Origin of the sequence: Bosea sp. AS-1 (genome assembly GCF_002220095.1) — a bacterium.
Lineage (GTDB): Bacteria > Pseudomonadota > Alphaproteobacteria > Rhizobiales > Beijerinckiaceae > Allobosea.
This window is the reverse complement of sequence record NZ_CP022372.1, coordinates 2,775,281-2,791,065: the sequence shown is the minus strand read 5'-3', so window position 1 is coordinate 2,791,065 and position 15,785 is coordinate 2,775,281. Positions and strand designations below refer to the sequence as shown.

The 15,785-nt window shown below is 67.6% G+C and carries 14 protein-coding genes; 13 read left to right on the top strand and 1 reads right to left on the bottom strand.

The genetic code is table 11. The features are described 5' to 3' along the window. The 7 genes from cysT to CE453_RS15025 all read left to right on the top strand — a co-directional run bounded on the left by cysT (position 1) and on the right by CE453_RS15025 (position 8,269). Positions 1 to 894 (top strand): sulfate ABC transporter permease subunit CysT, encoded by an 894-nt coding sequence (cysT, locus tag CE453_RS15055; RefSeq protein ID WP_089175332.1) that lies wholly within the window; start codon positions 1 to 3, stop codon positions 892 to 894. Then, positions 887 to 1,774, top strand: coding sequence for a sulfate ABC transporter permease subunit CysW (gene cysW / locus CE453_RS15050; RefSeq protein ID WP_472840951.1), 888 nt, complete (start codon positions 887 to 889; stop codon positions 1,772 to 1,774). The genes cysT and cysW overlap by 8 nt, the downstream gene beginning before the upstream one ends. 29 nt (positions 1,775 to 1,803) lie before the next feature. Continuing rightward, complete coding sequence (locus CE453_RS15045; protein ID WP_089175330.1) at positions 1,804 to 2,850, top strand: sulfate/molybdate ABC transporter ATP-binding protein; 1,047 nt, start codon at positions 1,804 to 1,806, stop codon at positions 2,848 to 2,850. A gap of 154 nt (positions 2,851 to 3,004) precedes the next feature. Next, complete coding sequence (locus CE453_RS15040) at positions 3,005 to 5,185, top strand: TonB-dependent siderophore receptor (RefSeq protein WP_089175329.1); 2,181 nt, start codon at positions 3,005 to 3,007, stop codon at positions 5,183 to 5,185. 8 nt (positions 5,186 to 5,193) lie between these two features. Continuing rightward, the gene (locus CE453_RS15035; protein ID WP_157733048.1) at positions 5,194 to 6,036 is read left to right on the top strand and encodes an alpha/beta hydrolase; all 843 of its coding nucleotides are present in this window, start codon (positions 5,194 to 5,196) and stop codon (positions 6,034 to 6,036) included. Further along, a complete protein-coding gene (locus tag CE453_RS15030; RefSeq protein ID WP_157733047.1) occupies positions 6,033 to 7,142 on the top strand; it encodes an ABC transporter substrate-binding protein in 1,110 nt (369 codons plus the stop codon). Before CE453_RS15035 ends, CE453_RS15030 begins: the two co-directional genes overlap by 4 nt. Before the next feature lie 29 nt (positions 7,143 to 7,171). Further along, positions 7,172 to 8,269, top strand: a complete 1,098-nt coding sequence (locus tag CE453_RS15025) for a siderophore-interacting protein (protein WP_198302117.1) — start codon at positions 7,172 to 7,174, stop codon at positions 8,267 to 8,269. 29 nt (positions 8,270 to 8,298) lie between these two features. On the opposite strand, the gene CE453_RS15020 is transcribed toward CE453_RS15025, so the two are convergent. Then, positions 8,299 to 9,171 (bottom strand): MurR/RpiR family transcriptional regulator, encoded by an 873-nt coding sequence (locus CE453_RS15020; RefSeq protein ID WP_089175325.1) that lies wholly within the window; start codon positions 9,169 to 9,171, stop codon positions 8,299 to 8,301. Between the two features lie 92 nt (positions 9,172 to 9,263). Here CE453_RS15020 and CE453_RS15015 point away from each other — a divergent pair, with 92 nt between their 5' ends. From CE453_RS15015 to CE453_RS14990, 6 genes are all read left to right on the top strand, one after another. Next, on the top strand, positions 9,264 to 10,877 hold the full coding sequence (locus CE453_RS15015; RefSeq protein WP_089175324.1) for an ABC transporter substrate-binding protein: 1,614 nt from the start codon (positions 9,264 to 9,266) through the stop codon (positions 10,875 to 10,877). 92 nt (positions 10,878 to 10,969) lie between these two features. Continuing rightward, entirely contained in the window at positions 10,970 to 11,947 is a 978-nt protein-coding gene (locus tag CE453_RS15010; protein ID WP_089175323.1) for an ABC transporter permease, read from the top strand. After that, complete coding sequence (locus CE453_RS15005; protein ID WP_089175322.1) at positions 11,944 to 12,852, top strand: ABC transporter permease; 909 nt, start codon at positions 11,944 to 11,946, stop codon at positions 12,850 to 12,852. The genes CE453_RS15010 and CE453_RS15005 overlap by 4 nt, the downstream gene beginning before the upstream one ends. Beyond that, a complete protein-coding gene (locus CE453_RS15000; RefSeq protein ID WP_089175321.1) occupies positions 12,849 to 13,829 on the top strand; it encodes an ABC transporter ATP-binding protein in 981 nt (326 codons plus the stop codon). The genes CE453_RS15005 and CE453_RS15000 overlap by 4 nt, the downstream gene beginning before the upstream one ends. Further along, on the top strand, positions 13,826 to 14,857 hold the full coding sequence (locus tag CE453_RS14995) for an ABC transporter ATP-binding protein (protein ID WP_089175320.1): 1,032 nt from the start codon (positions 13,826 to 13,828) through the stop codon (positions 14,855 to 14,857). The genes CE453_RS15000 and CE453_RS14995 overlap by 4 nt, the downstream gene beginning before the upstream one ends. After that, positions 14,854 to 15,726 (top strand): alpha/beta hydrolase family protein, encoded by an 873-nt coding sequence (locus CE453_RS14990; protein WP_089175319.1) that lies wholly within the window; start codon positions 14,854 to 14,856, stop codon positions 15,724 to 15,726. The genes CE453_RS14995 and CE453_RS14990 overlap by 4 nt, the downstream gene beginning before the upstream one ends. The last annotated feature ends 59 nt before the right edge of the window (positions 15,727 to 15,785 follow it).

Sequence of the window (15,785 nt, the reverse complement as noted above, 5' to 3'; positions counted from 1 at the left end):
ATGGCGGCGACGGTATCATTTCGCTGGCGTGAGCCCAGCATCCTGCCCGGCTTCGGGCTGGCGCTGGGCGTCACCGTAACGGCGCTGTCGCTGATCGTGCTGATCCCGTTGGCAGGCCTGTTCGTGAAGGCCGCCGGCGCCGGGCCCGCCGATATCTGGGCGGTGGCCACCTCGCCACGGACGCTCGCCGCGCTCAGGCTTTCCTTCGTCGGCGCATTGTTCGCGGCACTGGTCAACACCGTCTTCGGGCTCATCCTCGCCTGGGTGCTGGTGCGTTATGAGTTTCCCGGCCGGCGGCTGATCGACGCCGCGGTCGACCTGCCCTTCGCCTTGCCGACGGCCGTCGCCGGCATCTCGCTCGCCGCGATCTACGCACCGAACGGCTGGGTCGGGTCCTGGCTGGCGCCGCTGGCCTTCCACGTCACCATCCCGTTCACCGACATCTCCTTCGGCTTCGACGGCAAGGTCGCCTATACGCCGCTCGGGGTCATGGTCGCGCTGATCTTCATCGGGCTGCCCTTCGTCGTGCGCACCGTCCAGCCCGTGCTGGAGGAACTGCAGAGCGACGTCGAGGAGGCCGCCGCCCTGCTCGGCGCGAGCCGGCTGCGAACCGTCTTCCGCGTCATCCTGCCGCCTGTGCTGCCGGCCCTGCTGACCGGCTTCGTCCTGGCCTTCGCGCGCGCTGTCGGCGAATACGGCTCGGTGATCTTCATCGCCGGCAACATCCCGATGGTCTCGGAAATCGCGCCGCTGCTGATCGTGATCCGGCTCGAGCAGTTCGATTACGCCGGCGCGGCGGTGATGGCGGCGATGATGTTGCTGATCTCGTTTGCACTCATCCTCGCAGTCAATCTGGTGCAGGCGCGGGCGCGACGGAGATATGGCGATGTCTGACACCGCCCTGCCCGCCGCCACTGCGTCTCCCCGGCGCAAACCCGATCGTGTCCGCGGCGAGAGCCTGTTCGTGCAGATCGCGCTGATCGCCGTCTCGCTCGCCTTCCTGCTCCTCTTCCTGCTGCTGCCGCTGGCCGCCGTCTTCGCCGAGGCCGCAGCGCGTGGCTGGGAAGCCTATCGCGCCGCGATCACCGAGCCCGACGCATTGGCCGCGATCCGGCTGACGCTGCTGGTCGCGGCCATCGCCGTGCCATTCAACACGGTCGTCGGCATCGCGGCCGCCTGGGCCATCGCCAAGTTCGAGTTCCGTGGCAAGAACCTGCTGATCAGCCTGATCGACCTGCCTTTCTCGGTCTCGCCGGTCATTGCAGGCCTCGTCTTCGTGCTGCTTTTCGGCGCGCAGGGCTATTTCGGGAACTGGCTGCAGGCGCATGACGTCAAGATCATCTTCGCGCTGCCGGGGCTGATCCTGGCAACGGTCTTCGTCACCTTCCCCTTCGTGGCGCGCGAACTGATCCCGCATATGCAATCGCTCGGCTCGGCCGACGAGGAGGCGGCGCTGACGCTCGGCGCCTCGCCCTGGCGCACCTTCTTCACCATCACCCTGCCGAATGTGAAATGGAGCCTGTTCTACGGCATCCTGCTCTGCAACGCCCGGGCGATGGGCGAATTCGGCGCGGTCGCGGTCGTCTCCGGCAAGATCCGGGGCGAGACCAACACCATGCCGCTGCATGTCGAGATTCTCTACAACGAGTACATGGGACCGGCCGCTTTCGCCGTCGCCTCGTTGCTGGCTGGTCTCGCGCTCGTCACCCTCGTGCTCAAGACGCTGCTGGAATGGCACTATGGCGATGCCATCGCTGCCAGCCGCAAGCACTGACTGCTAGCCTGGACGAAGGACGAAAACCCATGTCGGTCGCCGTCACCATCGAAACCATCGAGAAGCGCTTCGAGAACTTCCCGGCGTTGCGCGGCGTCTCGCTCGACATCCAGCCGGGCGAACTCGTCGCGCTGCTCGGTCCTTCCGGCTCGGGCAAGACCACGCTGTTGCGCCTAATCGCCGGGCTGGAGGAAGCCGACCGCGGCCGCGTCCTCTTCGGCGAGACGGACACGCGAGACCTGTCGTTGCGGGACCGCCGCATCGGCTTCGTCTTCCAGCAATATGCGCTGTTCAAGACGATGAACGTGGCCGACAACATCGCCTTCGGCCTGCGCTCGCGGCCACGCGAGGAGCGCCCTATCGCAAGCGAGATCAGCAAGCGCGTCAAAGGCTTGCTCGAACTTGTTCAGCTTCCAGGTCTGGAAAAGCGCTATCCGAGCCAGCTCTCCGGCGGCCAGCGCCAGCGGGTGGCGCTAGCCCGCGCGCTGGCGATCGAGCCGCGTGTGCTGCTGCTCGACGAGCCCTTCGGCGCGCTGGATGCCAAGGTCCGCAAGGATCTGCGCGCCTGGCTGCGCGAATTGCACGGGCGCATCGGTCACACCACCGTCTTCGTCACCCACGACCAGGAGGAGGCGCTGGAACTGGCCGATCGCGTTGCCATCCTCAACGAAGGACGGATCGAGCAGGTCGGCTCGGCCGACGACATCTACGACCACCCGGCGACGCCCTTCGTCTGCGAATTCCTGGGCGAGGTGAACAAGCTGCCGGTCAAAGTCGTCGGCAGCCAGGCCTTCTTCGCCGACCGGCCGGTGCTCGGCGGGCTGACGCAGAACCAGGGCGGGCCGGCTTCGCTCTATGTCCGCCCGCAGCATCTGCGCATCGTCGACGAGACCCCGCTCGCCCTGCCCGGCACGGTCGAGCACCTGCGCCGCAACGGCCCCCTGCGCCGGGCCGAGGTGGCCGTGGAGGGACTGAAGCGGCGGCTCGACGTCGACCTCGCCAGCCAGGTCGCGCCAGCGATCGGCGAACGCATCAAGCTGCGCATCACGCACGGCAATCTGTTCGCCGCGGCCTAGTTCTGTTCCGCCAACGTTTCGCATTCGAGCCATTCGAAACTGCTGCGAAAGAAATACTGCCGCCAGCGAAAGCCGAACGCATTGCGAGCCGGCGCCGGTTCCTGAACAAACGCGGCCGACAGGCCGCGATGGGGCGGCGGGCAAGGGTTTGGTCATGGCGGGTGTTCTGGTCTGCGGTCGTACGGCGCTGATGTTCGGCGTCGCGCTGTCCGCGGTGGCGGTGGCGAGCGGGGCCAGGGCGCAGCAACAGCAGCAGGGCGGCACGGTCAATCTCGACACCATCGAAGTCCAGGGCGAGCACGCTTCCGGCCCGGTCGACGGCTATGTCGCGCGCCGCAGCGACACCGCGACGAAGACCGACACGCCGCTGATCGAGACGCCACAATCCATCACCGTCATCCCCCGCAGCCAGATGGACGACCAGGGCGCGACCACGGTCAGCCAGGCCCTGCGCTACAGCGCCGGCGTCCTCGGCGAGACCCGGCTCTCCTCCGGCGGCCGCTATGACAGCGTCTTCATCCGCGGCTTCGGTGGGGCTGGCAGCGGCGCGGGCTTCGTCAACAACCTCGACGGGCTGCGCTACCAGCGCGGCGTCAACTTCCTGGTGCCTAGCTACGAGCCCTGGGGGCTGGAGCGCGTCGAGGTGCTGCGCGGCCCCTCCTCCGTCGTCTTCGGGCAGGTGAAGCCCGGCGGCCTCGTCAACCTCGTCTCGAAACGCCCCCTGGACGAGCGCCACGGCGAAGTGCAGCTCCGCTACGGCACCAATCAGCGGGCCGAGATGGCCTTCGATGTCGGCGGCCCGATCGACCCGGCCAAGACCTGGCTCTACCGCGTGGTCGGCCTCGGACGCACCGCCGATACGCAAGTCGACTACACCAAGGATGAGCGCATCTTCATCGCGCCGTCGCTGACCTACCGGCCGAACGGCGCGACGAGCTTCACGCTGTTGACCTCGTTCCAGCGTGATCCCGAAACCGGTTTCTACGGCTTCCTTCCAGCGGTCGGCACCGTGCTGCCCAGCAAGGCGGGCCGGATCAACAGCAAGTTCTTCCCCGGTGAGCCCAATTTCGAGGGCTACAGTCGCAACCAGCTCAATATCGGCTACAGCTTCGAGCATCGCTTCAACGACGTCTTCAGCTTCCGCCAGAATTTCCGCTACTCCGACCTCGAATCGCGCTTCCGCACGGTCGCCGTCGGTGGCATCGCCGCGGATCAGAAGACGCTGACGCGCCGCGCCACCATGTCGAACGAAAAGGCGCGCACCGCGGGCATCGACAACCAGCTCCAGGCCGATTTCCGCACCGGTCCGCTGACGCACAAGGTGCTGCTCGGCGTCGACGGCTACTGGACGGATGGCAGCGCCTGGACGGGCGCCGGCGGCACGGTGCAGAGCCTCGACTTCACCAATCCGATCTATGGCCGCACGCCCTTCGCCCTGCCGGCGCTGGCGGGCACCAACCAGACGACGCAGCAATACGGCGTCTATATCCAGGACCAGATCAAATACGACCGGCTCTCGCTGCTGGTCGGCGGGCGCTACGACCGCGCCCTGGCGCGCACCCGCGCCGTCAGCACCGGCGTGCTGACCAAGCAGGACGACGATGCCCGGACCGGCCGCGTCGCCCTGATGTACAATTTCGACAACGGCCTGGCCCCCTATGCCAGCTACTCGACCTCCTTCGAGCCGCAATCCGGCACCGCCTTCGGCGGCACGCCCTTCAAGCCGACCGAAGGCGAGCAATACGAAGTCGGCCTGAAATACGAGCCGCCGGGCAGCAACATCATGTTGCAGGGCTCGCTCTACCAGCTCACCCAGAGCAATGTGCTGACCACCGACCTCGCGCACCCGACCTTCCAGATCCAGACCGGCGAGGTGCGTGCCCGCGGCCTGGAGCTAGAAGCCCGCGCCCGCCTGTTCGACGATCTCGAGCTCGTCGCAGCGTACACTTATACCGACGCCGAAGTGACGAAGAGCAACGGTGTCGACCTCGGCAAGCGGCCGCCCGTGGTGCCGCGTAACATGGCGTCGCTCTGGGCCCATTACACCTTCCGCACCGGGCTCTTCGCCGGGCTCGGCCTCGGTGCGGGCGTGCGCTATGTCGGCAAGGGCGCCGGCGATCCGGGCAACACCTTCTGGACGGACGATTACACGCTGGTCGATGCCGCGATCAGCTATGACTTCGGCGTCGCCAACCCTTCGCTCAAGGGCTGGAAGCTGCAGGTGAATGCGCAGAACCTGTTCGACAAGGAATACATCTCCGGCTGCTACGGCACCACGCAGTGCTCCTTCGGCCTGCGCCGGACCGTACTCGCGACCGTGTCCTACAGATGGTGAGAGCGCTGGTGCAGTCGCACGCCCCTTCTTCCACCGAAGCCGTGCTCGCGCCTTTCACGCTGGCGCGGTCGGGAACGTTCGATCTCACCACGGCGGACGGCTCGCCCTACCGCATCGCCGTCGCCTGGCCGGAAACGCCGCCGCCTGCGGCCGGCTACCCGGCGCTCGTGCTGGTCGACGGACAGGCCCTGTTCGCCACGACCGTGACGGCAGCGCGCCTGCAGTCCATCCGGTCCGAGGTAACCGGCGTGGACGACGCTGTGGTCGTCGGCATCGGCTATCCGGGCGAGGCTCCCTTCAACGCCGAGCGCCGGCAGCGCGATCTGCTGCCTGTCGCGGGCGGTGCGGACCGCTTCCTCGCCGCCATGGTGGACGAGATCCTGCCGGCGGTCGCGCGCCTCGCGCCGCTCGACCCGGCTCGACGCGCGCTCGTCGGCCATTCCTATGGCGGGCTGTTTTCGCTGCATGCCTTGTTCACCCGTCCAGGCCTGTTCGCCAGCCATGTCGCCGGCAGCCCGTCGATCTGGTGGAACGAAGAGGCGATCCTGGCGACGGAAGAGCGTTTTCGCGCTGGATCGGGCTTCGCCGGCCGCCTGCTGATCACGGTGGGCGGGGCGGAACAGGAAGCCTCGGCGCAGGACGATCCACGCCGCCGCGAACGCCGGACGATGGCGCGCATGCGCGATAACGCCGCAGAAATGGCTGCCCGTCTCTCCGCCAGCGGCCGCGTGGAATGCGCCTTCGTCGAATGGCCGGGCGAGAACCATGTCTCGGTGATCCCGGCGATGCTGTCGCGAGCGGTGGGCTTCGCGCTGACGGCGCCCAGCCTCAGTGGCCGGAGGGCGGCATGAGCGCCCTGCTCTCCCGCCGCTCCATGATGCTCGGCGCCCTCGCCGCGCCGGCCCTGATCCGCCCGGCGCAGGCGCAGGGCATCAGCGCGACCGACGTGCTCGGCCGAAAGGTGACGCTTCCCGCTCCGGCGAAACGCATCGTCCTCGGCCAGGGCCGGCAGATCAATGCGCTGGGGCTGATCCATCCGGATCCGGTCAGCATCCTCGCCGGCTGGGGCAGCGACTATCGCCGCCAGAGCCCCGACACCTTCGCGCGCTACCAGAAGCGTTTCCCGGCCATCGAGACCGTGCCCTTCGTCGGGGACGGAGCGACGGCGGGCGGGTTCTCCTTCGAGCAGGCGATCACGCTCGCGCCCGACCTGATGATATTGAGCCGGTCGCTCGCGGGAACCCGGACCGGTCCGGGTGACCTTGTCGAGCGCTTTGAAGCTGCAGGCATCCCGGTCGCGGTGATCGACTTCTTCCTCGACCCGCTGAAGGACACGCTGCCGAGCTTGAGGCTGCTCGGGCGCCTGACCGGCCGAGACGAACAGGCGGAGCGGTTTCTGTCCTTCTACGAAGGCCGGATGCGCAGGGTTGCCGAACGGATGCAGGGCGCTGCCACGCCCAGCGTCTTCATCCATGCCCATGCCGGCGGGGCCGAATGCTGCATGTCGCCCGGGCGCGGCACGCTCGACGATTTCATTACCGCCGCGGGCGGTCGCAACATCGCCAAGGCCCTGTTGCCGGGTGCAACCGGCCAAATCAGCCTCGAACAGCTCATCGTCTCCGATCCACAGGTCTATGTCGCGACCGGAGGCACGCATATGGCGCCGCAAGGCGGGCTGGTGCTCGGCCTCGGCGTCGGTCGCGCGACGGCGGAAGAGAGCTTCCGGCGCCTGCTCGCCAAACCCGGCATCGCCACGCTCGAGGCAGTCAAGGAGAAGCGAGCCTTCGGGCTGTGGCACCTTTTCAACGATACGCCGCTGCATGTCGTCGCGATCGAGCGGCTGGCCAAATGGCTGCATCCCGAGCGTTTCGCCGAGATCGACCCGACTGCGACCATGGCCGAGGCCGCCGCCTTCTCGGCGATCCCGCTCGACGGCACGCTCTGGATCGAGCCTTGAGCGCGCTTCACCTCCCGACGGAGAGACCGATGTTCGTGACCCGCGCCCGGATAGCCCTGCCCGATCCCGCCGCGGTGGTGGCGCCGCTATGCGCGCATATGGTCGAGCACGAGGCCAGCGTCGAAACCGGCCCCGGCGAGGCCCGCATCGCGCTCGACGGCGCCGCGGCGACGCTCACCTACGACGCGGTGGAGCTTGGCGTCAGGGTCGAGGCGTCCGAGCTTGCCGCCCTGCGCGCGATGCGCTTCGCCATCGCGAGCCATGTCGTCGAGTTCGCCCCGGCTGGAGCGCAGATCCAGATCCGCTGGGAAGGCGACGGTGCCGGCTCCTCGCTCCTGCCCGATTTTCGCATCCTCGCCGTCACGGCGGTCGAGACGCTGACGCCTCATATGCGCCGCATCCATTTCAGCGGCGAGGATCTCGGCCGCTACGACACGCTTGAAGCGCTGCATGTCCGGCTGTTCTTTCCGCCGGCCGAGCCCGTAGAACCGATCTGGCCGATGCTCGGCGAGGACGGACTACCGATCGTGCCGCCCGCCGAGAAGCGCCCGGCGATCCGCAAATACACGATCCGCAGCATCGACGCCGCCGCCGGAACCGTGGCCATCGACTTCGTGCTGCATGACGATGCCGGGCCGGGCTCGGCCTTCGCCAACCGGGCGCAACCCGGCGACCGGATCGGCATGGCGGGCCCGGGCGGGCGCGGGCTCAGGAGCGCCGGACGCTACGTCTTCCTCGCCGATGCGACCGGCCTGCCGGCAGTCGGGCGAATGCTGGCGGCGCTGCCAACGGATGCCACGGGCCTCGCCATCATCGAGGTCGACGGCAGCGCGGAAGAACAGGCGCTCGTGACGCCGGCCGGCCTGACGCTGCGCTGGCTGCATCGCCCGAAGGGTGCGCCATCCCGGCTGGCGGAAGCCTTCGAAACGCTCGATTGGCCGGCGGATGGGCCTGACACCTATCTCTGGGCGGCAATGGAGCATGCCGCGTTCCTGCGAATCCGTGCCGGCGCCCGGGAACGGCTGCGTCGCGACTTCGACCGGCACCTGATCGTCAGCTACTGGCGCGACGGCATGGCCGAGGAACAGCACATGGCTGAGAAGAAGGCAGCCGCCAAGGCCGCCTGAGAAAGCAGGTTCAGGCGGACGCACTCCATCTAGCGATGGAACGTCCAGAGCAGGCTCTCGCTCAGCTCCTTCAGGGCTTCGACCGCATCCGGCCGCTCGCGCGCGACGGCTGCGATCAGGGCATCCGCCAAGGCGAAGACCGCGGTCGGCGAGTTCGGCAGCAGGCGACTGCGCGCCGGGGCGAAGAGTGTGACATCGGCCAGCGGCGCCAACGGCGAGGTCGGGCTGTCGGTCAGGACCAGCAACGCCGCCCCGCGCTTCTTGGCGAAGCTCGCGAGGTCGAGCGTCGAACGGGAATAGCGGAAGACCGAGATCGCCACGACCAGGTCGTCCTCGCGCGCCGACATCATGTGCCGGATCGCGCGCTCAGGCCCGGTCCGCGACGAGGCGAAGACCACGTCGGCATCGAGATAGAGAGCGAGCCCATCCTCGAGGAAGGATGCGACATAGTGGCTCGCTCCCGAGGCGGCGATGAAGACGCGCGGCGCCTTGAGCAGCAGTGCGACGGCCTGCGTCACAGCTGCTTCGGTCAACCCGTCGCGCGCGGCCTGGAGATTGGTGGCCTGGTCGGCCAGCGCCGCGTCAAAGGTCGCGAAGATCGATCCGGCTTCGGCGCGGGCCCCCGCGAAGTTGTCGACCGGATCATGCGCGAATTTCAGCGCTGCCGACAGGGCGCTGCGGAATTCGCCATAACCGCCGTAGCCGAGCGCGCGGACGAAGCGCGTCACCGTCGCGTTGGAGGTGCCGCTCCCCTCTGCCAACCCCTCGATGGTCATGGTCGCGACATCGAGCGGATGCTGCAGCACGAAATCGGCCGCACGACGGTGACCGTTGCTCAGGGAGGGGTAGATCTGCGCGATGCGGTTCGAGAGATCCGTCGACGGCTTCAAGCCTTGGGACATGTGCCTCCGACCGGTTGACGTTCAAAAATTTTCATGTTTGCTACCCGACGAAAATAAACCTGTCAAAACGACAAGCGGGAGCGGATATCATCATGCGTCAACCCCTGTTCGCCGCGGCCCTGGCCGCGCTCAGCCTGTCTGCTACCGCAGCCTCGGCGCAGACCTTGCGTATCGCGCTGGCCTCCGAGCCGACGGCCGTCGATCCGCATTACCACGACCTCACCCCGAACAACGCGCTGGCGCAGCACATCTTCGACTCGCTGGTGCGCCAGGACGAGCAGCAGAAGCTGCATCCGGGCCTCGCGACCTCCTGGGAGAACGACGGCAAGAACCGCTGGACCTTCAAGCTGCGCGACGGCGTGAAGTTCTCGAACGGCAAGCCCTTCACCGCCGAGGACGTGGTCTTCACCTTCTGCCGCACGCTGAAGAACGAGACCAAGATTACGGATTCCTTCGCCGACGTCACCGGCAACTTCGCCTCGGTCGAAGCGCCCGATGCGCATACGCTGGTGATCAACACGAAGGAGCCCGAGCCGCTGCTGCCGAACCTGATGTCGGGCCTCGGCATCCTTTCGGCCTCCATCGTCGAGCACGGCCCGATCTCCTACGACATCGCCAAGAACTGCGGCGTCACCGGCCCCTGGCCGACGGTCAACGGCTTCAACGACGGCACGCTGACCATCGGCACCGGCCCCTACAAGCTGAAATCCTACGTGCGCGGCTCGGCCATCGAACTCGAGCGCAATCCGACCTACTGGGGCAAGGCAGAACCCTGGGAGACCGTCCGCCTGCTGCCGGTGACCAATGCCGGCCCGCGCCTCGCCGGCCTGCTCGCCGGCGACTACGACGTGATCGAGAACCCGGCGGCACGCGATCTCGGCCGCATCAAGGGCGACAAGCGCTTCGGCTATGTCATCGCGCCCTCGACCCGCGTGGTCTATTTCCAGCTCGACGTCGCCCGCGACCAAAGCCCCTTCGTCAAGTCGGACGACGGCAAGAACCCGCTGAAGGATGTCCGCGTGCGCAAGGCGATGTCGCTCGCCATCGACCGCGACGCCATCGTCAAGCGCATCATGGACGGCGCGGCCGAGCCCGCCTACCAGTACCTGCCGACCGGCATGTTCGGCACGCAGCCGAATCCGGAAAAGCTGGCCTATGACCCTGCGCAGGCGAAGAAGCTGCTGGCCGAGGCCGGCTACGCCAAGGGCTTCCAGCTCACGCTGTCGACCACCAACGATCGCTATATCAACGACAGCCAGATCACCCAGGCCGTCGCGCAGTATCTGACGCAGGTCGGCATCAAGGCCGATGTCGATGCGATGACGCGCGCGATCTATTTCCCCCGCCGCGCCAAGAAGGAATTCTCGGTCGCGATCGGCGGCTGGGGCTCCGGCACCGGCGAGGCGGCCTCCTTCCTGCGCCAGTGGCCGCCGACCCCCAACGAGGCCAAGACGCTCGGCGGTTCGAATTATGGCGGCTACAAGAACGACCAGTTCGACAAGCTGATCCGCGAGGCCGTCACGACGCTCGACGACAACAAGCGCTCGGAGCTGCTGCAGCAGGCCGGAAAGATCGTCCTCGCCGACTACGCCTTCATCCCGCTCCACTTCGAAAGCGGCATCTGGGCCTTCAAGTCCGACCTCGACGTCAAGGGCCGCGCCGACCAGTACATGCTGGCCATGTCTGTGAAGCCGAAGGCCAAGTAGGCCGACCGCACAGGCCGTCGAAATCCCTGAACTGCCGGGCCGCCCACCAAGGGCGGCCCGTGCCGAATGCGTAACGGAGCCGGTCCCAGCCTATGGCCGCTTATGTCCTGCAACGGCTGATCCAGAGCGTGCTCGTGCTGCTCGCGGTCTCGGTCGTGGTGTTCTTCGCCGTCTACGGCATCGGCGACCCCATCGAGCTCCTGGTCTCGCCACAGGTCAGCGCGGCCGAGCGTCTGGCCTTGATCAAACGCCTCGGCCTCGACCTGCCGATCTGGCAGCAATATTTCGTCTTCATGGGCAACGCGCTGCAGGGCGACCTCGGCCGCTCCTTCGTGCATGGCATCCCGGCGATCGAGCTGATCCTGCAGCGCCTGCCGGCGACCTTCGAGCTGGTCCTGCTTTCGATGACGCTTGCCATCGTCACCGGCGTGCCGCTTGGGCTCTATGCCGGACTCGACCCGGAAAGCCGCCCGTCGCGCTTCATCATGGGCGCCACGCTGCTGGGCTTCTCGCTGCCGAGCTTCTGGAAGGGCATGATGCTGATCCTGCTCTTTGCCGTGGTCCTCGGCTGGCTGCCGACGGCAGGCCGCGGCGAGACGGTGTCCGTGCTGGGCGTCCCGATCAGCCTCCTGACCTGGGACGGGCTCGTCCATCTCGCCCTGCCGGCGATCAACCTCGCCATACCCCAGATCGCGCTGATGATCCGCCTCGTCGCCGCCGGCACCACCGAGACCATGACGCAGGACTACGTCAAATATGCCCGCGCCAAGGGCGTGCGGCCGCGGCGCATCGTCGGCCGGCACGTGCTGCGCAACATCCTGATTCCGGTCGTCACCGTCGTCGGGATTGAATTCGGCAGCCTCGTCGCCTTCTCGACCATCACCGAGACGGTCTTCGCCTGGCCGGGCATGGGCAAACTGCTGATCGACTCGGTCTATCAGCTCGACCGGCCGGTGGTCGTCGCCTACGTCCTGCTGGCGACGCTGCTCTTCGTCACCGTGAATTTCCTCGTCGACATCCTCTACGCCGCGCTCGACCCGCGGGTGAAGCTGACGGGAGAGATGGCATGAGCGTTGAGACGAAGGCCCCCGCCATCCCGGCCTACGCCGACACAGCCCTGCGCCGGAAGGTGCTGCGCCGCATCCGCAGCCGGCCGACGACACGCGGCGCCGCGATCCTGCTCGGCATCATGGTGGCGCTTGCGCTGTTCGCGCCACTCATCGCACCGCAGAACCCGCACGACCTCGCCTCGCTCAGCGTGATGGACAACCGCCTGCCGCCGGGCGAGGCCGGCATGAACGGCATGACCTACTGGCTCGGAACGGATTCGCAGGGCCGCGACATGCTGAGCGCCATTCTCTACGGGCTGCGCACCAGCCTGATGGTCGGCCTCTCGGCGACGATCGGCGCACTCTTCGTCGGCATCTCGGCTGGGCTTCTAGCGGCGCAGTTCGGCGGGGCGGTCGATGCCGCGATCATGCGCGTCGTCGACTTCATGCTCGGCTTCCCGTCGATCCTGATCGCGCTCGTCCTGCTCGCCTCGATCGGACGCGGCGTCGACAAGGTGATCCTCGCCATCATCCTGGTGCAATGGGCGCAGTATGCCCGGCTGATGCGCGCCTCCGCACTGGTCGAGCGGCGCAAGGAATATATCGAGGCGGCGCTCAACTTCGGCCTGCCGACCCGGCACATCATGATCGCGCATCTCCTGCCGAATTCGGTCGGCTCGGTGCTGGTCGTCGCCTCGATCAGCATCGCCGGCGCGATCACGCTGGAGGCGACCTTGTCCTTCCTCGGCGTCGGCGTGCCTGTGACGCAGCCCTCGCTCGGGTTGCTGATCGCCAACGGCTTCGAATTCCTGCTCTCCGGCGAATACTGGATCGCGGTCTTCCCCGGCATCGCGCTGGTGCTGCTGATCGTCTCGCTCAACCTCGTCGGCGACCGCCTGCGCCGCAGCTTCAACGTGCGCTCATGACCGACGCCCTGCTCGACGTCCGCGGCCTCAGGACTGTCTTCCACGCGCTCGACGGCGCCTGGCCCGCTGTCGATGGCGTCGACCTCAGCGTCGCGCGTGGCGAGGTGCTGGGTCTCGTCGGCGAATCCGGCTCCGGCAAGTCCGTGACCGGCTTCTCGCTGGTCCGGTTGATCGACCCGCCGGGCGAGATCGTCGCCGGCTCGGTCAGCTTCGACGGCGAGGATCTGCGCGCGGCCTCCGAGGAGCGGCTGCGTGACCTGCGCGGCGACCGCATCGCCATGATCTTCCAGGACCCGCTGATGACGCTGAACCCGGTGCTCAGCATCGGCGAGCAGATGAGCGAGGCCATCCTGGAGCATCGCGGCTGCAGCCGGCAGGAGGCGCTCGACGAGGCGGCGAAGGCACTGGCCCGCGTCGGCATCTCCTCGCCCGAGGCGCGCCTCAGGCAGTTCCCGCACGAATTCTCCGGCGGCATGCGCCAGCGGGTCGCGATCGCAACGGCGCTGCTCAACGCGCCCGACCTGATCATCGCCGACGAGCCGACGACCGCGCTCGACGTCACCATCCAGAGCCAGATCCTGTTCGAGGTGCAGAAGCTCGCCCGCGAGACAGGCACGGCCGTTCTCTGGATCACCCACGATCTCGCGGTGGTGGCCGAGCTCGCCGACCGTGTGGCGGTGATGTATGCCGGCCGTGTCGTCGAGATCGGGCCCGTCGACGAAGTGCTCGATGCGCCGCGCCATCCCTATACACTCGGCCTGCTCAACTCCTCAGCCGCCAATGTCGCGCCGGGCGAGCGGCTGCATCAGATCGACGGCGTCGCCCCACGCATCGATGCGCGCCCGAGCGGCTGTCCCTTCCGGCCGCGCTGCCCCCGCGTCCAGCCGATCTGCGCCGAGCAGGATCCGGCGACGACCGCAGAAGGCGACCGCGGCTTCCGCTGCCACAACCCCGTGCCGATGGGAGAAGCGGCATGAGTGCTCCGACAAGTGCCTCGACCAGCGCGCCGATCATTGAGCTCAAGGGCATCACCAAGCATTTCCGCCGCAAGCCGACCCTGGCAGAACGCATCCTGATGGCGACCGGGCGCGGCAAGGCCCCGCCGGTCCTGCGCGCCGTCGATGGCATCGACCTCAGCGTCAAGCGCGGCGAGGTGCTCGGCCTCGTCGGCGAATCCGGCTGCGGCAAGTCCACCCTCGCCCGCGTCGTCACCGGCATCCTCAAGCCGACCACCGGCGAGGTGGTCTACGAGCAGCAGCCGGTTGCCGGCCTGAAGGGCAAGGAGCGGCTCGATTTCCTGCTCAAGGTTCAGATGATCTTCCAGGACCCCTACGCCTCGCTCGATCCGCGCATGAAGGTCAGCCGCATCGTCGGCGAGGCCTTGAGCGTCCACAAGCTCCTGCCCAAGCCCGAGATCGACAAGGCCGTCGATCAGGCGCTGAGCGAGGTCGGGCTCGATCTCGCCTATCGCGAGCGCTATCCGCACCAATTCTCCGGCGGGCAGCGCCAGCGCATCGGCATCGCGCGGGCGCTCGCCGTGAAGCCGGATTTCCTCGTCTGCGACGAGCCGGTCTCGGCGCTCGATGTCTCGATCCAGGCGCAGGTGATCAACCTGTTCATGGATGTGCGCGAGCGCCATGGCCTGACCTATCTTTTCGTCAGCCATGATCTCGGCCTCGTGCGCCATATCAGCGACCGGGTCGCGATCATGTATCTCGGCCGCATCGTCGAGATCGGGCGGGCGGCGGAGATCTTCGCCGCGCCGGCGCATCCCTACAGCGCAGCACTGATCGCCGCGATCCCCTCGGCGAAGCGGCGCAAGCATGCCTTCGAACCGCTGAAGGGCGAATTGCCGTCGCCACTGGCGCCGCCGTCCGGCTGCCCCTTTCATCCGCGCTGCGGGCAGGCCATGCCGGTCTGCCGCGAAGTCCGGCCGACGCTCGTCGAGATCGCGCCCGGTCGCAGCGCAGCCTGCCATCTGCACAAGGCTTCGGAGGCCGCATGACCACCACCACCCTCAACCCGTCGGTCGGCCGCGGCGCCCTGCCCTTCATCGACGGCCGGCACCCCGACCGCCCGCTCGTCGTCAACTGCTATCGCCCTGCGCGCCACCAGCCGAACGATCCCGTCATCGTCGTGCAGCACGGCATGCTGCGCAACGGCGACGACTACCGCGACTTCTGGATCGAGGCGGCCGAGAAGCACAACCTCTTGATCGTCGCGCCGACCTTCCCGAACGAGGAATTCCCCAAGGCCGAAGGCTACAATAACGGGCTGGTCGTCACGGAAGACGGAACGATCGCACCGCGCGAGCAATGGCTCTACGCCGTACCGACCCGCGTGCTGGAGGCTCTGCGCGCCGGCGGGGTTATCGACCAGCCGGTCATCCGTATCTTCGGCCATTCCGCCGGCGGCCAGTTTGTCCACCGCTTGCTGGCGACGCAAGGCAGCGAGCCCTATGCCGCCGCGATGGCCTCGAATCCCGGCTGGTACACCCTGCCGACGCTCGAACGCCGCTTCCCGGAAGGGCTCGGCGGGCTCGATCGCGATCGCGAAGCGCTTGCGCGCTGGTTCGCCTACCCGATGATCCTGTTCGCCGGCGACCGCGACATCGTCACGGACGACCCGAACCTGCCCTCGCAGGCAGAGGCTCTGGCGCAGGGACCACATCGCTATGGCCGCGCCCATTTCATGCTCGACTTCGCCCGCGCCGAGGCCGAGCGGTTGGGCGTGCCTTGCAACTGGCAGCTCATCACGGTGCCGGGCATCGGCCATGACGGCGCGGCGATGTCGCGCGCCGCCGCGGCCTGGTGGTTCGAAAACCGCATCCCGTCGATCGAAGAGCTGAAACCGCAGGGTACTGCAGTCGCCTGAGCGCCCAGCTCGACGACGATGGCATTCCCCCTGTCATCCCGGGTCTGACCCGGGATGCC